Here is a 23,491-nt window from a genome sequence, read left to right on the forward strand (position 1 = left end):
TTGAGAATTTAGAAAATCTTTCTGAATTACAACAATTACATTTAGATAATAATCGAATTTCTAAAATTGATATCTTAAATTTATCAAATAAAATAAATACTATATCTCTTAACAACAATATTTTATCTGATGTTAGAATTTTACTTCAACAATTTATTAACACACATAACATCTCTTTCTACCAAAACTCAATTGACGATAACACTATACTTCTAAACAGCAATCCGTTAGGAGATGATTTAGAAGCACGTTTAATTCTTGAAGATTTAGATGTGCGAAGAAAGTCTCTTTTGGATTACTTAGATAATATAAAATGGGCGCCGCTCCTTTCAGAGAGGCAAAATTAATGTTATTAGGTGAAGGTGGAGCTGGTAAAACTAATTTTTCAAATTACATTATGGACTTACCTTTTGAAAAAGGGAAAAGTGCTACTACAGGTATTAAAATCGACCACTGGAAACCAAATATAAATGGTAATGAATATAGATTTAATATTTGGGATTTTGGAGGACAATGGATACAACAACAAGTTCATCAGTTTTTCTTGACATCAGAATGCGTTTATGTAATAATATTAAACGCAAGAAATTTAGAAAAACCGCATAAATGGCTTGATTGGATTAAAAATTATGGAGCTAATTCCAAAACTATTATTGTTGCGAATCAAATGGAAGAAAATGCCAATAAATATATTGAGGAAAATAACCTAAAGGCAGAGTATCCGTTTATTCATAGTTTTCATTACATTTCATTACTTAATGCTCATAATAGAGATGAACGTGAAGTTTCTAATATAAATTACTTATTAGAAAAAATTAAAGAGCAATTAATTTTACTAAAAAACATTCATGTGCTTCATCCAATAAATTATCATAAATTAAAATCTGATTTAGAAGATAATTTTTTTAATAAAAGTCACTCTTTAGCATTTGAAACTTTTGAACAAAAATTAATTCAAGAGCATAATATAAAAGGAAATTCGGAAATTTTACTCAAGGTTTTGCAAACAATGGGAACAGTTCGATATTTTCAAAATTACGACAGACTAATATTAAGTCCTGAATGGTTAAGTGATGGTGTATACAAAATAATGATGTCAAATTTTGCTAATGAAAAATTTGGAGTCCTAAATGAATCTGACATTGTAAGTATCGTCAAAGAAAACTGTAATTCTCACTTTACATACAAAGATTCAGATATAAATTTCCTTAGACAATTAATGCAAGATTTTGAATTGGCATATATTGATGAAAATAAAAACTATTTTATCCCAACTCAATTTAAAACAGATATTCCAAATGATTTTTATATAAATGAACAGACTAAAAGTTCATCCTTAGAATTTATATTTGAATTTGACACTTATTTTCCTGAAATTCTTATTAGTAAGTTAATTGTGCATTTTTTTAGTAGAGTCAAGAATGGAATATATTGGAAAACAGGCGTGCTATTGGAGGACAAAGATGCTGAATTACAGACGTCTGTTTCAGCTCTTGTTCAATCTATAGAAAAAGAAAGAAGGATAAAAATTTATATGTTTGGGAATGATATTCGTGGTTTTTTTAAAGAAATAAGAAATAAAATTTTAGACTATCTTAAAAACACAAACTATAAATATGCTGAAAATGTTATAAATAAGGAGTATAGAATAGAATTAGAATACAATGAGTTAATAACATTTTATCAAAACAATGTTAATGAAGTTATTAAATCATTTCAAGGAAAGGTTTTAAAAATAAATGTAAAAGAAACTTTAGGATTAATAAATAATAATGTAGAATTAGAAGCATTAAAAAAAGAGAACGAAGAACTAAGAAAAAAGGAGAAAAAAATGTCTGGAAATGCATATACTTTTAATATTGACAAAGTTGAAAATCTTCAAGCTGGTGATTATGGTAAAATGATTTTTAATAAAAATACATTTAATCAGATTATTGATAAAAAAGAGGAAATTCAATCGATTATACAAGAAATAGATAAAATTAAAGAAAACAATAACATCCAAGAAAATATAAATGATATTTTTATTGAATTATTAAACGAACTTTCTAAACTGAATATCAATGACCTTGAATCAGAACCTGAAAAATCAAACACTATTTTACAAAAAGTATATGATAATGGTAAAAAATTAAATGATTGGAAAAACATAACTATTCTACCTTATGAAATAATTGATAAAGGCACAAAGATTATTGAAGGATTGAAGCCTTTTGCAAAATCACTAATGGATAACATTAATTTAGGAAGTTAATTATTCTCTTGAACAACTTGGATTTCCATTTACAATGGTGTTGGTTGGGGTGAAGTAATTAATGGTGGTTTTGGTATGGTTCTTGATGGAACTAAAGAAGCATCAAAACGTTTAGAATCAATGCTTTTCTGGGATGTAAACAACGGAATTTCAAGAAGAAGTTGGGCAAGAAACGAAGGCGCCATTTTTGCAATAAAAAGAGCCATGGAGACGCAACCTTTATTGAAAGTTACCATCCCTAATATAGTGGACGAAAGTTTATTTTAGTTTAAAATTGTTTAAGAGTTTAATTCTAAAAAACAATTACGAGTTTAAACTATTTTAAACAAAATTGAACTTATTAAACAAAAAATTGAAATATGAAAACAACAAAATTTTTACCATTACTCCTACTCTTCGTTCTTGCTTCGTGCAGTTCGGTTAGAGTAAATTCTGATTACGACAAAAAAGCCAATTTCGAAAACTATAAAACCTATGCGTATTCCAAAAATGCCATAGACAAAGTAGAAATTTCCGATTTGGATAAAAAAAGAATTTTACGTTCCATTGATGAAGCATTAGCAGCGAAAGGTTTTACCAAAAGCGAAACTCCCGATTTGCTAATTAGTATTTTCACCAAAGAAACGGAGCGTATTGACATTTACAACAACAACGGATTTGGTTGGGGTTGGAATCCTTGGTGGGGAATGGGAATGAACTACACTAATGTTTCAAGAACTCCTGAAGGTACTTTATTCATTGACCTAATCGATGCTAAAACCAAAGAATTAGTTTGGCAAGGCGAAGGAAACGGCTACCTAACCAAAGACACCGAAAAGAAAGATGCAAGAATCAAAGAATTTGTAGATAAAATTTTGGCGCAATATCCTCCAGGTGTAAAAAAATAAAACAAGAAAACCTCCTAATTGGAGGTTTTTTTTATGATTATTAGGAGCGAATGGTTTATATATTTTTGGTTACCATTTTCCTGCTTTCCGTTATACTTCGTGCCACTGCAATCAGGGCTAGATAGTTTTTGTATTGAATAGAGGCAGAATTTCAAAAGAACTAATAGTTCAAAAGTTCTTCCATTTTAGCTTTCACTTTATCCACATTCGGAATCATCGTAAACTCCAAAGTACTATTCAATGGAATGGCAGGCATATTTTCTGAACCTATAACCATTACTGGTGCATCAAGGTATTTGAAACATTTTTCTTGAATCAATCCAGCTAAACTTCTTGCGAAGGAATTATTGGTTGGTTCTTCGGTAACGACAAGGCATTTTTTAGCTTTTTTAACCGATTTAAAGATAGTTTCTTCATCAAGCGGATAAAGAGTCCGTAAATCAATAATTTCTACTTGGTTCTTTATCGTTACAGAAGCATTCAATGCCCAATGAACTCCCATTCCATAAGTAATTACCGTAATTGTTTCGTCGGTTTCTTGTTCCCAAATTTCTTGAACAATATTGGCTTTACCGAAAGGCAAAATGTAATCTTCGCTTGGTTCGTTGACTCTTGCAGCATCAGTTCCTTTTACTTTGCTCCAATACAAACCTTTATGCTCCAAAATCACTACAGGATTTGGGTCGTAATAAGCAGCTTTCAAAAGTCCTTTTAAATCGGCACCATTACTTGGATAAGCGATTTTTATTCCGCGAATATTTGTTAAAACGCTTTCAACAGACGATGAATGATAAGGTCCACCACTTCCGTAAGCACCAATTGGAACACGCAAAATCATACTCACAGGCCACTTTCCGTTAGACAAATAACACGAACGACTGACTTCGGTAAACAATTGGTTCAATCCTGGCCAAATGTAATCAGCAAACTGAACCTCAACAATCGGTTTCAAACCAACTGCCGACATTCCAACTGTTGAACCAACGATAAATGCTTCTTGAATTGGCGTATTGAAAACCCGATCGTCTCCAAATTTTTGCGCTAATGTTGCTGCTTCTCTGAAAACGCCACCTAATCTTCCGCCGACATCTTGTCCGTACAACAGACATTCTTGGTGTTTTTTCATTAATTCTTCCACAGCAAAAAGCGCACAATCTACCATCACGACTTTATCTTCACGCTCTGGATTTCTCTCTCCAACTTCTTCTGTAATTGGTGTTGGTGCAAAATCGTGTGTAAATAAATCTTCTGGAGTTGGATCTTCTGCTAGTTGTGCTTTATCAAAATCTTTTTGGACAGTGGCTAAAGCCACAGCCAATTGATGGTCTATTTCTTGTTGTGTAATTCCAGCTTTCAACATTTGTTTTATCAAAACCGGATAAGGATCTCGAGATTGAGCTTCTTCCAAATCGTCACGATACCATTCCATTCGAACACCTGAAGTATGATGATTCAACAACGGAACTTTGGCATGAACTAAAAATGGACGACGTTCTTCACGAATGGTTTTCACTACTTTTTGAACCGCTAAATAACTTTCTGTAAAATTCGCTCCATCAATAGAAATGGCTTCAATTCCGTGAAAACCTTTGGCATATTCGAACGCGTTTTGCGCACGAGTTTCAGCAGCATTTGCAGAAATATCCCAACCGTTATCTTGCACTAGATACAAAATCGGAAGCTGTTTTAAAGCTGCCATTTGTAATGCTTCGGCAATTTCTCCTTCGGTAACTGATGCGTCACCAAGCGAACAAACCACTAACGGATTCTCTTGATTAGTATCTTGAATTCCAATATTTTCCTTGTACCAAAATCCCATCGCAGCTCCAGTTGCTGGAATGGCTTGCATACCTGTAGCCGAGGATTGGTGCGGAATTTTAGGTTTATCAGCGTCTTTCAAACTCGGATGACAATAATAAGTTCGTCCACCCGAAAACGGATCGTCTTTTTTCGCCATCAATTGCAACATCAAATCATAAGGCTGCATTCCGATTCCGAGCATCATAGCATCATCACGATAATAGGGAAACGCATAATCTTGCGGCAAAAGTTGCATCGCCATCGCAATTTGAATCGCTTCGTGTCCGCGTGAAGTTGCGTGCACGTATTTGGAAACTATTTTGAAATTATCTTCATACAAGGTTGCCATTGCTTTGGCAGTTGCCATCGTTGAAAATGCTTTTTCTAGTATTTTTTTATCTAACATAATTATAATATTAAACCTGACAGGTTTTCGAAACCTGTCAGGTTTGAATCCTTATTTTGCTTCTACAATCCAACCAAATTCATCTTTGATATCTTGAACTTTAATTGCATTCAAAGTGTCATTTACCATAACAGAAACTGGATTTTCGTCTGGAAATTTAATTGATAAATCGTTGTTTCCAATTTCTTCTACCATTGCAATTCCAACTGCTGTTCCTGTTCCGAATGCTTCTTCTAAAGTTCCGTTTTGATACGCTTCTATGATTTCTGAAATTGTGATTGGTCTTTCGGTTACTTCAAAACCTTTACTTCTTAATAAATCGATTACGCTCATTCGGGTAATTCCTGATAAAATAGAACCCGTTAAACTTGGTGTGATGAATTTTCCATCGATTTTGAAGAAGATATTCATCGTTCCCACTTCTTGAATGTATTCAAAATCTTGAGCGTCTAGCCATAAAACTTGGTCAAAACCTTTAGCTTTGGCGTATTCCGTTGGACGAATGGCAGCTGCGTAATTTCCGGCTGCTTTGGCTTCTCCAGTTCCTCCGTTTACGGCGCGAACGTATTTTTTCTCAGCGTATAATTTGATTTTTCTACTAAAAAATGGTCCGGCTGGCGATGCCATTACGATGAATTTGAAACTTGTTGCTGCACGCATTCCGATAAACGCTTCATCAGCATACATAAAAGGACGCAAATACAAAGCACTTCCTGTGGATGTTGGAATCCAATTTTTTTCTAAAGCAGTGAATTGTTTTAATGCTTCTACAAATAAATCTTCAGGAAATGAAGGCATTCCCATTCTATCAGCACTAAAGTTCATTCGTTTTGCGTTTTCATCAGGGCGAAATAATAATGGCGTTCCATCTTTTCCTAAAGTTGCTTTCATTCCTTCAAAAATAGCTTGTCCGTAATGTAAAGCCATCGCTGCTGGATGCGTTGGAATCAATGCCAATGGTTCAATTCTTGGATTGCTCCATTCGCCATTTTCATAATCACAAATGAACATGTGATCGGTGAAATTGGTTCCCATTGTGATGTTTTCAAGATTTACCTCTGAAACTCTTGATTGTGAAACTTTAGTTATTTTAATTGCTTGTGTCATTACTGTTTCCATAATGTTATATTGTTGTGCTTGCGTCAAATTGTTCTAAATAATCGCCTACTTTTCTTAAGAATGAACCCCCTAAAAATCCGTCCACTACTCTATGGTCGAACGATAAAGAAAGATACATCATACTTCGGATGGCAATTTCGTCACCTTTTTCAGTTGTGATAACTTCGGGACGTTTTTTGATGATTCCTAATGCTAAAATCGCAACCTCGGGTTGGTTGATAATTGGTGTTCCCATTAAACTTCCAAAAGTTCCTACGTTTGAAATTGTAAACGTGCTTCCCTGAATTTGTTCGGGTTTTAATTTGTTATTTCGTGAAGCTTCCGCCAAATTATTTACATCTTTTGCTAAAGCGACTAACTCTTTTTCGTTGGCATTTTTCACTACAGGAACAATTAAATTTCCTGAAGGTAATGCGGTAGCCATTCCGATATTAATGTCGTTATGAACTATGATGTTTTTCTCATCCACAGAAACATTAATCATTGGAAAATCCACAATAGCTTTTGCTACAGATTGAACAAAAACTGGTGTAAACGTTAATTTCTCGTTGTGTTTTTCTTGAAATTTATCTTTGTTTTCGTTTCTCCAATTTACCAAATTCGTAACATCAACTTCAATGTAAGAAGTAACGTGCGGCGAAGTTTGCTTAGAATACACCATATGATCAGCAATCATCTTGCGCATTCTGTCCATTTCTACAATGCGATCTTTTCCTTCTACAAAATTGATTTTTGGTTTTGGAAAGGTTGTAGGTTGTAGGTTTTGGGTTGTAGGTTGAGGAATGCTTTTTAAAGGATACTTTCTATTTTTTAAATAGCTAAAAACATCACTTTTTTGTAAACGCCCATCAGTTCCTGAACCTGTAATGGTTTGCAATTCTTCTATTGAAAGGTTTTCTTTTTGTGCAATTGAAATGACTAAGGGTGAAATAAACGCATTCGGATTGGTTGTCAGTTTTCGGTTGTCAGTTTTCGGTTGAGATACTTCAACTTTATTTGGTGAAACAACTTCTGAATTCTGAACTTTTTCTGCTGACTGCAAACTGCTATCTGCTATCTGCTGACTTGAATCTATTAAAGCCAAAACGGTTCCAACTTCAACAACGTCATCTTTTTGAAAACGAATTTCAGTGATTACTCCCGAAACTGGCGCAGGAACATCACTATCGACTTTATCGGTAGCTACTTCTAAAATAGTTTCTTCGGCTTCCACAAAATCACCTACGTTTTTCAACCAACTGATTATTGTTGCTTCGGATATACTTTCACCCATTTTGGGCATTTTGAATTCTGTTATCATATTTTAGTCTTCAGTCGCAGTCGCAGTCGCAGTTTCAATAGTATCTGAAAACTGAGACTGAAACTGTCTACTTATTTTTAAATTCTTCTAATGTTTTATAAAACGCTTCTTGTGTTGGACGATTGGCTGGAATTTCTCGCAATGGTTCAACTGCTTTTAAGGTTTCGTAACATTCTTTTGGCAATTGCTGATATAATGCTGTTCCTTTGGTTTTCCAATCAATCATTTCATCGGAAACGTCTTTTATAATTGTGGCTGGATTTCCCACTACCATTTTTCGGTTTGGGATTTGCATTCCGGCTTTTATGAAACTTAATGCGCCAATGATACATTCATCTCCAATATTTACGTCATCCATAATTACAGCGTTCATTCCGACAAGGCAATTCGCACCAATATTAGCTCCGTGAATTATCGCTCCGTGACCGATGTGTGCTCCAGCTTTTAACACCATCGATTTTCCAGGAAACATATGAATCGTACAATTTTCTTGAACATTACAACCGTCTTCAATAATGATTTCGCCCCAATCGCCACGAATCGCTGCGCCTGGACCAACGTAAACATTTTTTCCAATAATCACATTACCCGTAACCGCTGCTTGCGGATGGATGAAACTACTTTCGTGTATTACTGGGATGAACCCTTTGAATTCGTATACCATTTTTTTAGTTTTCAGTCTCAGTTTTCAGTCTCAGCAAATCTGCATACTGTGACTGTAAACTGTATACTATTACTTAAACTTCTTCAACGTTTCTTTTGTAAAATCAGACAATACTAATCTTCCGCTTATTGCTGCTCTTTCAGCTAATAAATTGTCCCAATCTTCTGTTCCTCTCCAGAAAACTTTTTTCATTTCGAGCATTGCTTCTGGATTGTAGGTACATAAATGTTCGGCGAATTTCTGAACGGCTTCGTCCATCTCTTCTATATTTTCAAATACTTGAGCAAACAATCCTTTTTCTTTTGCCCAATTAGCGTCATAAAATGTGTTAGCGTCAATGGCAATTTGCGACATTGCTGAAACTCCCATTTTTCTTTCGATTGCTGGTGACACTACAAATGGTCCGATTCCGACATTTAATTCTGATAATTTAATGGCTGCGAATTTTGTTGCCATACAATAATCGGTTGATGCTGCTATTCCTACTCCACCACCAACAGTTTTTCCTTGAATGCGTCCGATGATGAATTTTGGACATTTTCTCATGGCGTTGATTACGTTGGCAAATCCTGAGAAAAATACTTTTCCGGTTGCGGCATCGTTGATGGAAATTAGTTCTTGAAAACTCGCTCCTGCACAGAATGTTCTTTCGCCGCCACTTTTTAGGATGATTACCTTAACTTCGTTATTATTTCCAACTTCAGTTATTGTGTTGGCTAATTGTGCTAATATATCGCTTGGTAATGAGTTTTGTTCTGGATGGAAGAACTCGATTGTGGCGATGTTGTTTTCTATATTTTGTTTTACGTATGCTTCTGACATAATTATTTTTTTGGACGCGGATGACACAGATTAAACTGATTTACGCTGATTTTCTTTTTTATTCTATATTCCTAGCCCTGATAGTAGCGGTATCCTTTTTCTTTTTCCTTTAAAAAGGAAAAGATATAGCGGATAGCAGGATTAGCTCCTGAAATAAATTCAGGATAAATATCATTTATTATTATTTACAAAATATTAAATTGTTCAAAGTGATGATTTAAATGCTTTCTTTCTAATAGATAAGAAGCGTATTTATTCATTTCTCCGAAGACCATATTCTTTAAAATGGCTTCTGGATTTTCTTTGAAAAAGGTTTTATAATTTTCTCTGGCTTCGAAAAATTTGGCTTTGGCTGTTTCAAAATCGGGATGGATTAAATCTTCCAATTCGTCTTTTTTCATCGTTGGAAATTGAGTTCCCATCGGGAATTTATCGTAATTGTATAACGAATTATGCACTTTATCCAAAATCTTTTCGGGTGTTGCAATTTCGAAATCTTGAATTTCACCAGACATAATTCGGTAGCCTTCTTCCAAATGTTCTAACAAATGTTGTGGCGTTAGAATTCCCCAACTTGGTTTTGAATTTTCGGTTAGTTTATTCAAACATTCGGCTATTTTTTCATCAGTCATTTCAACGAAAACTTCTTGTTTTTTCTGCACCATTGTTAAAATAGTAGCAACTGCTACCAATTCGTTTTCGGTGTCAAAAACTTCAACAAACCATTTTACGATTCCGCTTGGATGTTCGGCTGACGCTACATCTCTGTCGACTTTTTGTTTACACGTTAAACGTACATAAACCGTATCGTTGTGGTAAATTGGACGCAAGAAACGACATTCTTCCAATCCGTAATTTGCCGCAACCGGACCTTTATTTGGATACACGAACAAACCTGCTGCAGCTGCTAAAATGAAGTAGCCGTGAGCGGTTCTTTTTTTGAAAATACTTCCGTCAAGCGATGTAATATCGGTGTGTGCGTAAAAATGATCCCACGTGATATTGGCAAAATTGATGATGTCAGTATCGGTAACTGTTCTGTTGTGAGTTCGAAGTGACATTCCGGGTTGGATATCTTCCCAATGGTATTGGAATGGATGTTGTGTGATTTCTTTATACGCCGAGTTCGCTTGATAAATGCCTGTAATTTCGGTTAAAGTGGTTGGCGAACCTTGAATAGCGCAACGTTGCATATAATGTTTAATTCCACGAACGCCACCCATTTCTTCACCACCACCAGCGCGACCTGGACCACCGTGAACCAATAATGGCAATGGCGAACCGTGACCTGTACTTTGTTTGGCGTTTTCACGATTTAGAACTAAAATTCTTCCGTGGTGTGATGCTGCGTTTACTACGTAATCTTTGGCAATTTCATCAGAATTGGTCACGATAGAGGATACTAATGAACCTTTACCCATTTGAGCTAATTCAATAGCTTCGTCAAGGTTTTTATATGGCATTATTGTTGAAACTGGTCCAAAAGCTTCGGTTTCGTGAACGGCTAAATTGGTAAACGGATTGTCTTCGCGAAGTAAAATTGGGCTAATGAAAGCGCCTTTTTCATCGGCTCCGATTATGTTGGTTTTTTCTAAATCGCCGTAAACTATTTTGGCAGATTTTGATAATTCTTGTACTCTTCCTTTTAGGACATCGACTTGGTCTTTGCTTACCAATGCTCCCATTCGTACTTCTTTTAATCTTGGGTCACCGATGGAAACTTTATCCAATGATTTTGAAAGAGCAGATTGAACGTCATCCATCAATTTCTCTGGGACAATCATACGGCGAATTGCGGTACATTTTTGTCCTGCTTTTACGGTGATTTCGCTTCGAGCTTGATTGATAAATAAATCGAATTCTGGAGTTCCTGGAACTGCGTCTTCTCCTAAAATTGATGCGTTCAAACTGTCGGCTTCCATTGTAAAAGGAACTGATTCTTGAATTAATCTTGGATGTGCTTTTAATAATCTTCCTGTTGTTGCTGAACCTGTAAATGTTATAACGTCTTGGCTTTCTACCGTATCAAAAATATTTCTAGCAGTTCCTGAAATTAATTGCAATGCGCCTTCTGGTAAAATATTTGATGCAATAATTTCTCTTACAACAGCTTCTGTTAGATAAGCGGTAACTGGCGCTGGTAATACAACCGCTGGCATTCCGGCCATCCAATTGCACGCACATTTTTCTAACATTCCCCAAATTGGAAAATTGAAAGCGTTGATGTGAATGGCAACTCCTTTTTTAGGAACCAAAATATGATGCGCCATAAATCGGCCACCTTTTGACAAATCGATTGGGTCGCCTTCTACGTGATACGGTTGATTTGGAAATAATTTTCGTAAGGACGCATTTGCATATAAGTTTCCGAATCCGCCTTCGATGTCAATCCACGAATCGACGCGAGTGGCACCGGTTCTATAACTGATTTCGTAAAATGCTTCTTTGCGTTTGGTTAAATACATCGCCAAACTTTTAATCATATTGCCACGTTCTTGGAAGGTCATTTTGCGGAGTTTTTCACCGCCTTTTGTTCTTCCATAATGTAAAATGGCAGGAATATCCAATCCTTCAACAGAAGTTTCTGCGATGAATTCTCCTGTTACTGCATCAAAAGAAGGTTTACCTTCTCCGGTTGCTGACGTCCATTTTCCTTGTACGTAATGTTGTGTTTTGTTCATATTACCAATATGTCGCTCCTACGGAGCTTTTTTATTAAAATAAAAATCTTTTTTTCATTTTTTTTCCATTTTTTCCATTGGCTAAAGCCAACGGCTATTCAGCTACGCGTTCGATAATTGCGGCGTAGCCTTGACCAACGCCGATGCACATTGTGATTAATGCGTATCGTTTTCCTGTTAGTTGTAATTCTAAAGCTGCGGAATAGGCAATTCTTGCTCCGGTTACTCCTAATGGATGCCCAATTGCTATTGCGCCACCATTTGGGTTAATTCTAGGATCGTTGTCTTTTAATCCTAATTCACGAATGCATGCTATACTTTGGGCTGCGAAGGCTTCGTTTAATTCTATAATATCGATTTGATCTAATGTTAAATTTGCTTTTTCTAATGCTTTTTTGGTGGCTTCAACTGGGCCAATTCCCATTATTCTTGGTTCTACTCCTACTACGGATGAACTTACTATTCGAGCCAATGGTTTTAGATTGTATTTTTTCACTGCTTCTTCTGATGCAATGATTGTTGCACAAGCTCCATCATTTAATCCTGACGCATTTCCTGCGGTTACACTTCCGTCTGTTTTGAAGGCTGGTCGTAATTTCGCTAAACCTTCCATTGACGTAGATGGTTTGATGAACTCGTCTTTTGAGAATTGAATCGCATCGCCTTTTCGTTGTGGAATTTCAACTGTTACAATTTCTTTGGCTAATCTTCCTGAAGTTTGTGCTGCTGTTGCTTTTTGTTGGCTATTTAAAGCGAATGCATCTTGATCTTCGCGAGTGATATTGTATTTTTCTACCAAATTTTCGGCAGTTTCACCCATGGCGTCTGTGCCGTACATTGCGTGTAGTTTTGGATTTATAAATCTCCATCCAAAACTGGTGTCGTACATTTTAGAATCTGTTCCATAAGCTGATGATGGCTTTGAAACTACTAATGGTCCGCGGGTCATGTTTTCGATTCCGCCTGCTATAAAAACGTGTCCGTCACCTGCTTTTATGGCGCGATTTGCGTGGATTATGGCTGATAATCCTGAACTACAAAGTCGGTTTACAGTTTCACCTGGAACTGTGTATGGCAATCCTGCTAATAAAAGTGACATTCTAGCTACATTACGGTTGTCTTCTCCGGCTTGATTTGCGCAACCTATGATTACATCGTCGTAAGCTTCTTTTGGAATGTTTGGATTATTTTCTACTACGGATTTAATGACCAAAGCTCCTAAATCATCTGGACGAACCGATGCTAGTGTTCCTTGGTAACTTCCGATTGGAGTTCTTACTCCGTCTATTATGTATGCTTCCATTTTCAGTTTTCAGTTGACAGTTTTCAGTTGACAGTTGCTCAACTTTAAACTTATATTTGTTGTTTAATTTTTGCGGAAAGGAATGCTTTCTCTATGATTTGTTTGTAATAATTTTCAGATTTAGATGGATAAAAACTCACAAAAGATATTGATGAGTTTTCATCATTCTCTTTACAATATATCAAGATCATGTTTGCTTTATCTTCTGAAATTTTCTTAACAAACAATATATTAACACCATTGATAATTATACTTCCTTCATCAACATTGTCGGAAGTTTTTTTCAACATATTCTGTTTCATTTTTTCGAAAGACATTGGAATCAATTTAGCTTGTATAGCTGATTTTTCGTCTTTAGTATAATATGAATTTCCTTGTTTAATTTCATAAACAGTACTATCAATTTCAATTTGTATTTCTAAATCTTTTTTTAAACTCTCTGAAGAATTCTGACTAAAACTATTACTCCAAAAAATTAAAAATCCTATTACTACTAATTTCTTCATAAACTCTACTTTCTATTCAATACATTTACTATTTAGCCCTGATTGGAGAGGAAAGCTCCCGATTTTTTCGGGACTTGGAACGCAAAGCAGGAATTACCATTACTAAAAATGCCCAAGCCATTCGCTCCTGACTATTCTATTCTTCCCAATCTTTTTGGGTGCGATAAACTACGCCTTTGAATAATGCTACTAATACGTCGCCTCTTTTTACTTCTATTATATTGAATCCTAGTTTGTTATTTACTTTTTCTATTACTGATTCGGCGGTTAGATAATCGCCTTCGTTTACGGCTTCGATGTGATTTATTGAGGTTTCGATGGAAACGGAAAATTTACCGTGTGTGTTGGCTGCGAATCCGAAAGCGGTGTCGGCCAACGAATAGGTGATTCCGCCGTGGGCTTTGAACATACTGTTGAGCATTTCTTTACGAACTGTCATGGCTACTTTGCAACGCCCGATTTCGCATTCGAGAATTTCGATGCCGAGCCATTGGCTGTAGGCGTCTTGAGACAACATTTTGTATGGTATTTTTGTTCCTTCCATTTAGAAAAAGTTTTTATTTTCTTTAGCCATTCTTCTTAAAATTGGACTGCAACGGTATCTGTCTTCGTGATATTCGTTATATAATTCGTCTAATTTTTCTACGCACCAATTTATTCCTAGTTCGTCTGCCCAAGCTAGTAATCCTTTTGGGTAATTTACTCCTTTGGTCATGGCGTTGTCGATGTGTTTGGCTGATGCTATGTTTAAAAAGAATGTGTCAGCAGCTTCGTTTATTAGCATTACGATTACTCTTTCGAAAATGCTTTTTGCTAATGCTAAATCTTCTATTGGATTTGGTAATTCTTTGTTGTAATCATAAAATCCTCTTCCCGACTTTCTTCCGAGAAATCCTGCTTCCAACAATCTTTTTTGTGTGAATGATGGTTTGAATTTTGGGTCGAAATAGAAGGCTGTGAATACGGTTTCGGTTACGACATAATTTACATCGTGGCCAATCATATCCATTAATTCGAATGGTCCCATTTTGAATCCGCCTATGGTTTTTAAAGCACAATCTATTGTTGCAAAATCTGCTACTCCTTCATCGTAAATTCGTAAACTTTCGCTGTAAAAAGGTCTTGCAACACGGTTCACTATAAATCCTGGTGTGTCTTTGGCTACTGCAACTACTTTTTTCCAATCGGAGATAATTTGTACTGATTTTTGAAGCACTTCATCGCTGGTTTGAACCGCTGGAATTACCTCAACCAATTGCATTAATGGCGCTGGATTAAAAAAGTGAATTCCAATGACGCGTTCTGGTTTTTGGCAAGAGGCAGCAATGGAAGCTATTGATAATGAAGATGTATTGGATGCTAAAATGGTTTCGGGCGAGACGTAATTTTCTAATTCTGAAAATAATTTTCGCTTGATTTCCATATTTTCAATTATGGCTTCGATGACTAAATCGGAATGCGATAATTCACCTAATGTGTGTGCGTAGGAAATATTATTTTCGATTCGGGATTTTTCGTGCTCGTCTATTTTTGCTTTTTCGACTAATTTCGATAGCGTATTTTCGAGATTGGATTTGCTTTTGGCAAGCGCATCGAGATTGGTGTCGTAAATTTTTACTTCACAACCTGCTGTTGCGGCAACTTGCGCGATGCCACTTCCCATTGTTCCTGAACCTATTATTGCGATTTTCATGCTACCTATATATTGTTCCTACGGAACTTTAATTTCCTTTGAATTCTGGTTTTCTTTTATCTACGAAAGCGGTTACTCCTTCTTTGTAATCGTTGGACGAACTGGCTTCGATTTGTAAATCTGATTCTAGAGCTAGTTGTTGTTCTAGATTATTTGTCATTGATTGATTTAATAATCTTTTGGTTAAACCGATTGCTTTTGTTGGCATTTGAGCTAAAGTTGTTGCCAATGTCATTACTTCTTCTTCAAAAAATGACGTTGGATAAATTTTATAAATCATTCCCATATTTAATGCTTCTTCGGCGGAAACTTTATCACCAAGCATCATTAACGCTGTTGCTTTTTGGAAACCAATTAATCTTGGCAAGAAGAATGTTCCTGCGCTGTCTGGAATTAAACCGATTTTGCTGAAAGCTTGAATAAAACTTGCGTGATCGGTTGCTACGACAATATCGCAAGCTAAAGCGATGTTTGCGCCTGCTCCAGCAGCAACTCCATTTACAGCTCCAATAATTGGCTTTTCTATGTTTCTAATTTTTTGGATGATTGGATTGTAATGCTCTTCAAGAATTTTACGAAAACCTGGATTTAATTCTGGATCGGTTACTTCTTTTAGGTCTTGTCCGGCGCAAAATGCTTTTCCGTTTCCGGTGATTACTATTGCACGGACATTTGTATCGTTTGCACAATTATCTAAAGTTTCTTGTAACAGAAACGCCATTTCTCGATTGAAACTATTGAAAACTTCGGGTCTGTTGAGTGAAATCCACGCGACATTGTTTTCAATTTTTAGTTCTATTGAATTGCTCATACCTATTTTATTTTTTAAACCACTAAGAAATTAAGTTTCATTAAGGGTTTGATTCTCGCAAAGTCGCAGAGTCGCAAAGACTATTTTACTGCAAATTCGCTAACTTTATTATTATATTAAAACCTACAAGGTTTTGGAAACCTTGCAGGTTACTTTAAACATTTAAAGTAGTCGAATGGTTCTAGGCAATCTTCGCATTGGAAAAATGCTTTGCACGCTGTGGAACCAAATTGACTTACTAATTTTGTATTGAATGAACCGCATTGCGGACATTTTACTAACTTTTTATTGCCTAGAAGTGCTTCTTTATCGGCTGATTCTGATAATGGTGAAGCAATTCCGTATTTTTCTAATGCTAATCGGCCTTTTGGCGTAATCCAATCGGTTGTCCATGCTGGCGAAAGGATTAATTCTACTTTGGCTTCGTAGCCTTTTTGTTTGAATGCTAATTTTATATCATCTCCAATTACATCCATTGCTGGGCAACCGCTGTAGGTTGGTGTGATTTGAACTTCAACAATATTATTTATTATTTTGGCAGAACGTACTACTCCCATTTCCATTATTGATAATACTGGAATTTCTGGATCGGATACTGTTTCTAGTATTTCGAAGAGTTTTTGGTCGATATGTTCTGTTGTTTCTGTCATTTTTGTTTTTATGAGATTCTGAAACAAGTTCAGAATGACAAATCATTTTCTACCAATTCATATTCGGATAAGCTAATTGCATGTATTGCATTTGTGCTAAAAGATATCCCATATGTTCGCTGTGAATTCCTTGTTTTCCTCCTTTTTGGAAGTATTCTATTGTTGGAATTTGCAATGTTGCTTCTTCTAAAATTTCGTTTACTTTTTTAAAGTAATTTGCTTTTAAAAGGGTTACATCCACTCCAATTCCTTCAGTTACCATAGCTTTATCTGCATCGGTTTGATGAAATAATTCGTCTGTGAAAATCCATAAATCGTTGATTGCGGTTTGGATTCTGTTATGACTTTCCTCTGTTCCGTCACCTAATCTTCTGATCCAATCGGAAGAAAATCTTGTGTGATAGGAAACTTCTTTGATACTTTTTTTGGCAATAGCCGATAAGGTTTCGTCTTTACTATTTTGTAATTCTTCTAATACTAATAAATGATAGACATCGAATAGAAATTGTCTTGCAATGGAACTGGCAAAATCTTGATTGGGTTGTTCAACCAACAAAACGTTTTTATATTCTCTTTCTTTTCTTAGGAAAGCGATTGTATCTTCTGTGGCATCGCCTCCGATTAATTTGGCTGCATATTGAAAATAACTACGTACTTGACCGAATAAATCTAGAGAAATATTTGTCATTGCAATATCGGTTTCTAGACTTGGACCGTGACCGCAAAGTTCACCGAGGCGTTGCCCTAGAATTAGAGAATTATCTGCAATTCCGTATATGTATTGAATTAAATTGTTGTTCATTTTGAAAAGGTTGTAGGTTGAAGGTTGTAGGTTGTAGGTTGTAGGACATTCATTTTTTCCTAATACCAAAAACCTAATACCGATCACCTAATTACATATGTTTTAACTCGTCAGGCAATTCGTAAAAAGTTGGATGACGGTAGGCTTTGTCTTTTGCAGGATCGAAAAGTTCGGCGCTGTCGTCTGGATTTGATGCTGTGATTTGTGCTGATGGAACAACCCAAATACTAACGCCTTCCATACGTCGTGTGTAAACATCGCGTGCGTTTTCTAATGCCATTGTTGCATCGCTTGCGTGTAAACTTCCGCAGTGGCGGTGTTCTAATCCGTTTTTACTTCTTATAAATACTTCCCAAAGTGGCCAATTCTTCATAGTGTTAAGGTTGTAGGTTGTAGGTTGTAGGTTGTAGGAAACTTCTAAGACCTACCACCCAATACCTAACACCTAATTTATATTGCTTGTTTTACTTCTTTATTTGCTTGTTTTTCGGCGTATGCCATTGCAGCGTCGCGAACCCATTTTCCTTTTTCCCAAGCGTTTACTCTTGCTGAGATACGTTCTTTATTACAAGGTCCGTGGCCTTTTACAACCTGCCAAAATTCGTCCCAATTCATTTCTCCGAAATCATAGGATTTTTTCTCTTCGTTCCATTTTAAATCTGGATCTGGAATGGTTAGACCAATCATTTCAGCTTGAGGAACGGTTTGATCTACAAATTGTTGACGCAAATCGTCGTTGCTTTTACGTTTCAGTTTCCATTTCATTGATTGCTCAGTGTGAACCGATTCGGCATCTAATGGTCCGAGCATCATTAATGCTGGCCACCACCAACGGTTTAATGCATCTTGAGCCATTTCTTTTTGCTCTGGAGTTCCTTCTGCTAAGGTCATCATAATTTGAAAACCTTGACGTTGGTGAAAACTTTCTTCTTTGCAAACACGAACCATTGCTCTTGCGTATGGTCCGAAAGATGTTGAACACAAAGGCACTTGATTGATAATAGCAGCACCATCAACAAGCCAGCCAATTGCGCCCATATCGGCCCAAGTTAGTGTTGGATAATTGAAAATACTAGAATATTTTGCTTTTCCGGAATGCAATTGTTCGTATAATTCTTCGCGTGAAATACCTAAGGTTTCACAAGCAGAATACAGGTATAAACCGTGTCCGGCTTCGTCTTGGATTTTGGCCAAAAGTGCTACTTTTCTTTTTAACGATGGCGCACGTGTTATCCAATTTCCTTCGGGTAGCATTCCTACGATTTCGGAATGTGCGTGTTGGGAAATTTGACGAATATGGGTTTGACGGTATTTTTCGGGCATCCAATCTTTTGGTTCGATTTTTTCGTCTCTTGCAATTCGTGCATCAAAGATTTCTTCTAAATTTTTTACTTCTTTTTCTGACATACTTTTTTGAATTAGTGTTCAGTGTTCAGTCGCCGTAATATTTTACTTTGCAGTAACTTTGAACGATTATTATTTTATTATTTTGCCACGGATTTAACGGATTATACAGATTTAAACTGATTTTTATTTTACCGCAAATTCGCAAATTATATTTTTTCTTTTAAACCATTAAGTTATTAAGGTTCATTAAGATTTTGTTGTTTTATATTTTATTTTTATTCAATTCGTTTACTATCTAGCCCTGATTGGAGCAAGTATCCTTTTTTGCAAAAAAAGATACTGCGGAAAGCAGGAAAATGGATTGCTAAAATACCCAAACCATTCGCTTCTGACTTCGACAAGCTCAGCCTGACATTACACGCCAAAATCGACTACTACTTTGTCTGTTGTTGGAACGGCTTGACAGCTTAAAACCAATCCTTTTGCGACTTCGTGTGCGTCGAGTGCGTAGTTGACTTTCATTTCGACTTCGCCTTCTAAAACTTTGCATTTGCAAGTGCTGCATACACCGCCTTTGCAGGCAAATGGTAAATCGGCTCCGGCTGCTAATGCGCCATCGAGAATGTTGTCGTAGGCTTCGTCCATCACGAAATGGAATTCTTTTCCGCCGTCGATGATAGTAATATCAGTTCCGTTTACTTTATTTTCTACTATTCTTTGAATACGCTTTTTGTCTTCTTCGGAAATTCCGGAAGTGAACAACTCGTAATGTATTTTATCGCTATCTAATCCCGCGGCTGTTAATTCGTCGCGTAATAGGAAAATCATATCTTCTGGTCCGCAGATAAAACAATCGTCGGTTGCTGGAATATCAATTATTTTTTCAGTCAACACCTGAATTTTTTCTTTGGTAAATCTTCCGTTAAACAATTCGGATGCTCGATGTTCTTTGGTTAGGAAATGAAAAATTTCGAAACGATTGAAATACAAGTTTTTAAGTTGTTCAATTTCTTCTTTAAAGATAATGGATTTTACGGAACGATTTAAATAAAATAATTTAAAAGTGCTGTTTGGCTCTGATTTTAAATGTGTTTTTATTATTGACAGAATTGGCGTGATGCCGCTTCCTGCTGCGAATGCTATGTAATTTTTGGCTTTTTGGGTGTCGATTTCTACGTTGAACTTTCCGCTTGGCGGCATTATTTCTAGGATATCACCACTTTTTAGCGTTTCGTTTACGTAGGTTGAAAACAATCCGCCATTGATTTTTTTAACGGCTACTTTCCATTTATTTTCGATTGGAGACGAACATAATGAATAAGAACGACGCACATCTTCACCGTCAATTTTAGTTTTTAGCGTGAGATGTTGTCCTGGTTTGTATTGGAATTCTTGCTTTAATTCTTGTGGAATTTCAAAAGAAAGTACGGAACAATCTTTGGTTTCCTTATAAATATCGGCAATTTTTATGCTGTGAAATTTTGACATAACCACTGAATAATTTTTAACTAACACTTGTTAGTTTGTTATGCAAATTTAGTGAAAATTTTAATATGTTACGAAAACGTTGTAATTTTTATTTAATCGTTAACAATTGTTTTGGAACACCGATTGGAGAAATCTAAAAATTGAAAGAATCTAATAACTGAGTTTATATTATTCCGTTAAGCAATACTTTTTTCATATTACTTTTTAGAATTTTTCCGTTAAGACTTTTGGTTTTATCGTACCAAAGGTATAAAGTTCGCAACGTGGAAAGAGTTGAGAAAATGATGACTTCGATGTTAAGGTTTACTATTTCATTGTTTAGAATCCCTTTTTTTACAATATTTCGGAAATTTTGTTCATAGTCATTTCGCATTTTTATAAAATACTTCAAATCATTGTCTTCTAGATGCATCCAATCGTTGTTTAGGCAAGCTAGAGCATCAGGATTTCTTAATGTAATGTCTATATGCAAATCTATTACTCGTTCTATTTTATGTATGGATGAAATTTCAGAAGCTACTATTTCGTTCATTACATTGGTAAATTCCTCAGCAATTTCGATGATTATTAAAACTAAAATTTCTTGTTTGGACTTGATGTGATTGTATAGACTTGCGGCTTTGATATCCATAGCTTGAGCGATGTCACGCATAGTTACTGCGCTATAGCCTTTTTCTTTAAAAAGTTTTGCGGATACGTTTACGATTTCGGTTTTGCGGTCGGTAATCTTCATACGAATCAAATATAAAGATTTTTTTGACTTGGGTAACTTTTGTTACAACTTTATAGGATGTATACCATTAATTTTGCCGTAAAATCTGAAATAGAAAACAAATTAAAAATATAAAACATGGGATTATTAAGTATGTTAGGTTTAGGTGGAAAATCGGAGAGCGTAAAAGAATACATGGATAAAGGAGCTGTTATTATTGATGTAAGAACAGTTGGTGAGTTTAGAGAAGGTCATATTAAGAACTCTAAAAACATTCCGTTAGACAACATTTTTTCTAAGGTTAATGAAATTAAAAGATTAGAAAAACCTGTTATTGTATGTTGTAGAAGTGGCATGCGAAGTGCTCAAGCCGCATCGATTTTGAAAAACAATGGTATTGATGTTATGAATGGTGGTGGATGGAGTAGCTTGGAAAATAAATTGTAGTTTTTTCTGTACTTCCGTAAGTTACTTTAGAGTTTCCGAATTGTCGATAAAGCTGCCGTAGGTTACTATTTAATTTCCGTAGGTTACTTTTGAGTTTCCGAATTTTCTGTAAAGCTTCCGTAGGTTACAATTTAATTTCCGCAAGTAACTTTTGAGTTTCCGAATTTTCTATAAAGCTTCCATAGACTACTATTTAATTTCCGTAGGTTACTATGTAGTTTCCAAATTTTCTTTAAAGGTTCCGCAGGTTACTATTAAATTTCCGTAGGTTACTTTTGAATTTCCGAATTTTCTTTAGAGCTTCCGCAGGTTACTATTTAATTTCCGTAGGTTACTTTTGAGTTACCGTAGATTAGTATTTTGTGGCGGCTTATTACTTTTTTTTCTTTGTTATGATTTTTTTCGCCACAGATTATCACAGATTTAACGGATTATTGTTTTGCCTGTCTAATAATATAGACGGTTGCATCGATAGTTTGTAATCTTTTTCTAAATGAGTTTCATATTTATATTAAACAGCTGAAAGCGGTTTGGCGTTTATTAACTTTGTATTTGTAGGCTGTTTTTAGCATTGCTGTTGTATGGGCTAAACTATAATTTTGTTAGTTTTTGAACTTGATAAGTTACTTGTTGATGCTACAGATAAACTGGATTTGAAGTATTACTAACAAAACAAATACTTTGGATAAAAATAAGTGGATTACGAAAAGGTTAGACATTTATTTTATTATTGACATACAAAACGACGTCTTTTATAACTAGTTTTTGAATAGCAGAAATTAAGGTTTCCATTAGTACATAATTGGGTTTGTTTTTATTAGCAAGGATTTGTATTTTAAGATTTGGTAAATTATCTGTAGCATTACTTGAATAGTCTGTAAATAGAACTTGTAGTTTATTTATTGAGGTAACAAAAAACAATCTACTTTTTAATTTTTTTTCACCATCTTTAAATGTCAATGCTTTAACCCTTGTTCCAATATGAAAATTTTCATTTTGTGTTGTTGCTAAAAACACACCTCTGTCTGCGAGAGGTAGTGTATCTTTACAATTAAATAATCTTCTGTTTTTTAATTGTTTAATTTTTTCTGTAATACCATTATTATTGTGTTGATGACTAATTAAAGGAATATTTCCTTTTATAACATTGCCGATTATAACATCTCTGCCTGTTGCAATTTCAAATAAGCTTTCTAAATTAAACTCATACCAACTTAATTTACCATTTTCAAACTCTTGTAAAGCATTTTTTTCTTCAACTGTTAAGATATAATCTTTTAGCCCTTTGCTAAATAAATAGGCATCTAATTTTTTAATACGTTCTGCCTCCAACTCTGCAATAAAGTTTTCTATAAAATCAAAATCTATCTTTCCGTTTTTAGATGGAAGCTGAATTTTGGTTTTATTCATGGCAACTCGATTAAATTTATTACCATAATCATACTGTTTAGATGTAGAAACTCTACTTGCCGAAATAATAAAGCTAGCAATAGATTTATTAAATTGTCTAATTTTTGGCGCTAAATGCTGAATGTGAGAATAACCAATAAAATCATTTTGTTGATAAAACATTGTGTCTGCACCTAATGTTGTATCTGAACAAGTTAATGTATTTCCTTTATTGATTGGTTTTAAATTTGAAAAACCCATAACGCCATTTTCTGTTGACGAATTAGAAATTAAAGGAACTTTACCATTTTTAGAAATTATCTCTTCATTTTGTAAACGATAATATTTGGTTGGATTTATTTCAAACAAATCCCCTAAATTAAATTCACCCCACTTAACTTTTTGCAATT

22 protein-coding genes and 1 pseudogene are annotated in these 23,491 nt (G+C 35.1%); 5 read left to right on the plus strand and 18 right to left on the minus strand.

Annotation, left to right across the window (positions count from 1 at the left end):
* From ACIQ06_RS12650 to ACIQ06_RS12665, 4 genes and pseudogenes are all read left to right on the plus strand, one after another.
* On the plus strand, positions 1-347 hold a 347-nt coding region (locus ACIQ06_RS12650), incomplete at its 5' end, for a hypothetical protein (RefSeq protein ID WP_396146857.1).
* A complete protein-coding gene (locus tag ACIQ06_RS12655; protein ID WP_396146858.1) occupies positions 314-2,254 on the plus strand; it encodes a COR domain-containing protein in 1,941 nt (646 codons plus the stop codon). The genes ACIQ06_RS12650 and ACIQ06_RS12655, both read left to right, overlap by 34 nt.
* 15 nt (positions 2,255-2,269) lie before the next feature.
* Positions 2,270-2,521, plus strand: a pseudogene (locus ACIQ06_RS12660) (urocanate hydratase); the annotation flags it as partial.
* Between the two features lie 92 nt (positions 2,522-2,613).
* Entirely contained in the window at positions 2,614-3,141 is a 528-nt protein-coding gene (locus tag ACIQ06_RS12665; RefSeq protein ID WP_396146860.1) for a DUF4136 domain-containing protein, read from the plus strand.
* Between the two features lie 160 nt (positions 3,142-3,301).
* Here ACIQ06_RS12665 and ACIQ06_RS12670 read toward each other — a convergent pair whose 3' ends face one another.
* From ACIQ06_RS12670 to ACIQ06_RS12750, 17 genes are all read right to left on the minus strand, one after another.
* The gene (locus ACIQ06_RS12670; RefSeq protein WP_396146862.1) at positions 3,302-5,347 is read right to left on the minus strand and encodes a thiamine pyrophosphate-dependent enzyme; all 2,046 of its coding nucleotides are present in this window, start codon (positions 5,345-5,347) and stop codon (positions 3,302-3,304) included.
* 51 nt (positions 5,348-5,398) lie between these two features.
* The gene (locus tag ACIQ06_RS12675; RefSeq protein WP_396146864.1) at positions 5,399-6,466 is read right to left on the minus strand and encodes a branched-chain amino acid aminotransferase; all 1,068 of its coding nucleotides are present in this window, start codon (positions 6,464-6,466) and stop codon (positions 5,399-5,401) included.
* A 4-nt stretch (positions 6,467-6,470) separates the two neighbouring features.
* Positions 6,471-7,766 carry a dihydrolipoamide acetyltransferase family protein gene (locus ACIQ06_RS12680; RefSeq protein ID WP_396146866.1) on the minus strand — a complete coding sequence of 432 codons (1,296 nt, stop codon included), beginning with the start codon at positions 7,764-7,766 and terminating at the stop codon, positions 6,471-6,473.
* A 67-nt stretch (positions 7,767-7,833) separates the two neighbouring features.
* Positions 7,834-8,430 carry a transferase hexapeptide repeat family protein gene (locus ACIQ06_RS12685; protein WP_396146868.1) on the minus strand — a complete coding sequence of 199 codons (597 nt, stop codon included), beginning with the start codon at positions 8,428-8,430 and terminating at the stop codon, positions 7,834-7,836.
* 69 nt (positions 8,431-8,499) lie between these two features.
* Positions 8,500-9,252: an enoyl-CoA hydratase/isomerase family protein gene (locus ACIQ06_RS12690; RefSeq protein WP_396146870.1), complete on the minus strand. Its 753-nt coding sequence runs from the start codon at positions 9,250-9,252 to the stop codon at positions 8,500-8,502.
* Between the two features lie 185 nt (positions 9,253-9,437).
* Positions 9,438-11,933: a phenylacetic acid degradation bifunctional protein PaaZ gene (gene paaZ, locus ACIQ06_RS12695; protein WP_396146873.1), complete on the minus strand. Its 2,496-nt coding sequence runs from the start codon at positions 11,931-11,933 to the stop codon at positions 9,438-9,440.
* Positions 11,934-12,027: 94 nt separating this feature from the next.
* Positions 12,028-13,236: a 3-oxoadipyl-CoA thiolase gene (gene pcaF / locus ACIQ06_RS12700; protein WP_396146875.1), complete on the minus strand. Its 1,209-nt coding sequence runs from the start codon at positions 13,234-13,236 to the stop codon at positions 12,028-12,030.
* Positions 13,237-13,286: 50 nt separating this feature from the next.
* A complete protein-coding gene (locus ACIQ06_RS12705; RefSeq protein WP_396146877.1) occupies positions 13,287-13,742 on the minus strand; it encodes a hypothetical protein in 456 nt (151 codons plus the stop codon).
* A 136-nt stretch (positions 13,743-13,878) separates the two neighbouring features.
* Positions 13,879-14,286, minus strand: coding sequence for a PaaI family thioesterase (locus ACIQ06_RS12710; protein ID WP_396146879.1), 408 nt, complete (start codon positions 14,284-14,286; stop codon positions 13,879-13,881).
* Positions 14,287-15,435 carry a 3-hydroxyacyl-CoA dehydrogenase NAD-binding domain-containing protein gene (locus ACIQ06_RS12715; protein ID WP_396146881.1) on the minus strand — a complete coding sequence of 383 codons (1,149 nt, stop codon included), beginning with the start codon at positions 15,433-15,435 and terminating at the stop codon, positions 14,287-14,289.
* A 28-nt stretch (positions 15,436-15,463) separates the two neighbouring features.
* A complete protein-coding gene (locus ACIQ06_RS12720; protein ID WP_396146883.1) occupies positions 15,464-16,246 on the minus strand; it encodes an enoyl-CoA hydratase-related protein in 783 nt (260 codons plus the stop codon).
* Between the two features lie 149 nt (positions 16,247-16,395).
* The gene (gene paaD / locus ACIQ06_RS12725) at positions 16,396-16,896 is read right to left on the minus strand and encodes a 1,2-phenylacetyl-CoA epoxidase subunit PaaD (RefSeq protein ID WP_396146885.1); all 501 of its coding nucleotides are present in this window, start codon (positions 16,894-16,896) and stop codon (positions 16,396-16,398) included.
* 49 nt (positions 16,897-16,945) lie between these two features.
* Entirely contained in the window at positions 16,946-17,698 is a 753-nt protein-coding gene (gene paaC / locus ACIQ06_RS12730; protein WP_396146887.1) for a 1,2-phenylacetyl-CoA epoxidase subunit PaaC, read from the minus strand.
* A gap of 91 nt (positions 17,699-17,789) precedes the next feature.
* Positions 17,790-18,071, minus strand: a complete 282-nt coding sequence (paaB, locus tag ACIQ06_RS12735; protein WP_298177646.1) for a 1,2-phenylacetyl-CoA epoxidase subunit PaaB — start codon at positions 18,069-18,071, stop codon at positions 17,790-17,792.
* A gap of 77 nt (positions 18,072-18,148) precedes the next feature.
* The gene (gene paaA, locus ACIQ06_RS12740; protein ID WP_396146890.1) at positions 18,149-19,105 is read right to left on the minus strand and encodes a 1,2-phenylacetyl-CoA epoxidase subunit PaaA; all 957 of its coding nucleotides are present in this window, start codon (positions 19,103-19,105) and stop codon (positions 18,149-18,151) included.
* Positions 19,106-19,459: 354 nt separating this feature from the next.
* Complete coding sequence (paaE, locus tag ACIQ06_RS12745) at positions 19,460-20,533, minus strand: 1,2-phenylacetyl-CoA epoxidase subunit PaaE (protein WP_396146892.1); 1,074 nt, start codon at positions 20,531-20,533, stop codon at positions 19,460-19,462.
* 163 nt (positions 20,534-20,696) lie between these two features.
* A complete protein-coding gene (locus tag ACIQ06_RS12750) occupies positions 20,697-21,266 on the minus strand; it encodes a TetR/AcrR family transcriptional regulator (protein WP_396146894.1) in 570 nt (189 codons plus the stop codon).
* A 117-nt stretch (positions 21,267-21,383) separates the two neighbouring features.
* On the opposite strand from ACIQ06_RS12750, the gene ACIQ06_RS12755 reads away from it, so the two are divergent.
* On the plus strand, positions 21,384-21,692 hold the full coding sequence (locus tag ACIQ06_RS12755; RefSeq protein WP_396146896.1) for a rhodanese-like domain-containing protein: 309 nt from the start codon (positions 21,384-21,386) through the stop codon (positions 21,690-21,692).
* Positions 21,693-22,403: 711 nt separating this feature from the next.
* Here the strand turns inward: ACIQ06_RS12755 and ACIQ06_RS12760 are convergent.
* The gene (locus tag ACIQ06_RS12760) at positions 22,404-23,489 is read right to left on the minus strand and encodes a restriction endonuclease subunit S (protein ID WP_396146898.1); all 1,086 of its coding nucleotides are present in this window, start codon (positions 23,487-23,489) and stop codon (positions 22,404-22,406) included.
* Positions 23,490-23,491 lie beyond the last annotated feature (2 nt).

This window comes from Flavobacterium sp. (assembly GCF_044341265.1).
In the GTDB taxonomy this organism is placed as follows: Bacteria; Bacteroidota; Bacteroidia; order Flavobacteriales; family Flavobacteriaceae; genus Flavobacterium.

What these genes read in the sequence shown, in the direction of transcription:
- paaE (WP_396146892.1), bottom strand. Translation starts at nt 20,533, where the DNA reads ATGTCAAAATTTCACAGCATAAAAATTGCCGATATTTATAAGGAAACC.
- ACIQ06_RS12655 (WP_396146858.1), top strand. Translation starts at nt 314, where the DNA reads ATGGGCGCCGCTCCTTTCAGAGAGGCAAAATTAATGTTATTAGGTGAA.
- ACIQ06_RS12680 (WP_396146866.1), bottom strand. Translation starts at nt 7,766, where the DNA reads ATGATAACAGAATTCAAAATGCCCAAAATGGGTGAAAGTATATCCGAA.
- ACIQ06_RS12715 (WP_396146881.1), bottom strand. Translation starts at nt 15,435, where the DNA reads ATGAAAATCGCAATAATAGGTTCAGGAACAATGGGAAGTGGCATCGCG.
- paaA (WP_396146890.1), bottom strand. Translation starts at nt 19,105, where the DNA reads ATGTCAGAAAAAGAAGTAAAAAATTTAGAAGAAATCTTTGATGCACGA.
- ACIQ06_RS12690 (WP_396146870.1), bottom strand. Translation starts at nt 9,252, where the DNA reads ATGTCAGAAGCATACGTAAAACAAAATATAGAAAACAACATCGCCACA.
- ACIQ06_RS12750 (WP_396146894.1), bottom strand. Translation starts at nt 21,266, where the DNA reads ATGAAGATTACCGACCGCAAAACCGAAATCGTAAACGTATCCGCAAAA.
- ACIQ06_RS12675 (WP_396146864.1), bottom strand. Translation starts at nt 6,466, where the DNA reads ATGGAAACAGTAATGACACAAGCAATTAAAATAACTAAAGTTTCACAA.
- paaD (WP_396146885.1), bottom strand. Translation starts at nt 16,896, where the DNA reads ATGACAGAAACAACAGAACATATCGACCAAAAACTCTTCGAAATACTA.
- paaC (WP_396146887.1), bottom strand. Translation starts at nt 17,698, where the DNA reads ATGAACAACAATTTAATTCAATACATATACGGAATTGCAGATAATTCT.
- paaB (WP_298177646.1), bottom strand. Translation starts at nt 18,071, where the DNA reads ATGAAGAATTGGCCACTTTGGGAAGTATTTATAAGAAGTAAAAACGGA.
- ACIQ06_RS12755 (WP_396146896.1), top strand. Translation starts at nt 21,384, where the DNA reads ATGGGATTATTAAGTATGTTAGGTTTAGGTGGAAAATCGGAGAGCGTA.
- ACIQ06_RS12670 (WP_396146862.1), bottom strand. Translation starts at nt 5,347, where the DNA reads ATGTTAGATAAAAAAATACTAGAAAAAGCATTTTCAACGATGGCAACT.
- pcaF (WP_396146875.1), bottom strand. Translation starts at nt 13,236, where the DNA reads ATGGAAGCATACATAATAGACGGAGTAAGAACTCCAATCGGAAGTTAC.
- paaZ (WP_396146873.1), bottom strand. Translation starts at nt 11,933, where the DNA reads ATGAACAAAACACAACATTACGTACAAGGAAAATGGACGTCAGCAACC.
- ACIQ06_RS12720 (WP_396146883.1), bottom strand. Translation starts at nt 16,246, where the DNA reads ATGAGCAATTCAATAGAACTAAAAATTGAAAACAATGTCGCGTGGATT.
- ACIQ06_RS12710 (WP_396146879.1), bottom strand. Translation starts at nt 14,286, where the DNA reads ATGGAAGGAACAAAAATACCATACAAAATGTTGTCTCAAGACGCCTAC.
- ACIQ06_RS12665 (WP_396146860.1), top strand. Translation starts at nt 2,614, where the DNA reads ATGAAAACAACAAAATTTTTACCATTACTCCTACTCTTCGTTCTTGCT.
- ACIQ06_RS12685 (WP_396146868.1), bottom strand. Translation starts at nt 8,430, where the DNA reads ATGGTATACGAATTCAAAGGGTTCATCCCAGTAATACACGAAAGTAGT.
- ACIQ06_RS12705 (WP_396146877.1), bottom strand. Translation starts at nt 13,742, where the DNA reads ATGAAGAAATTAGTAGTAATAGGATTTTTAATTTTTTGGAGTAATAGT.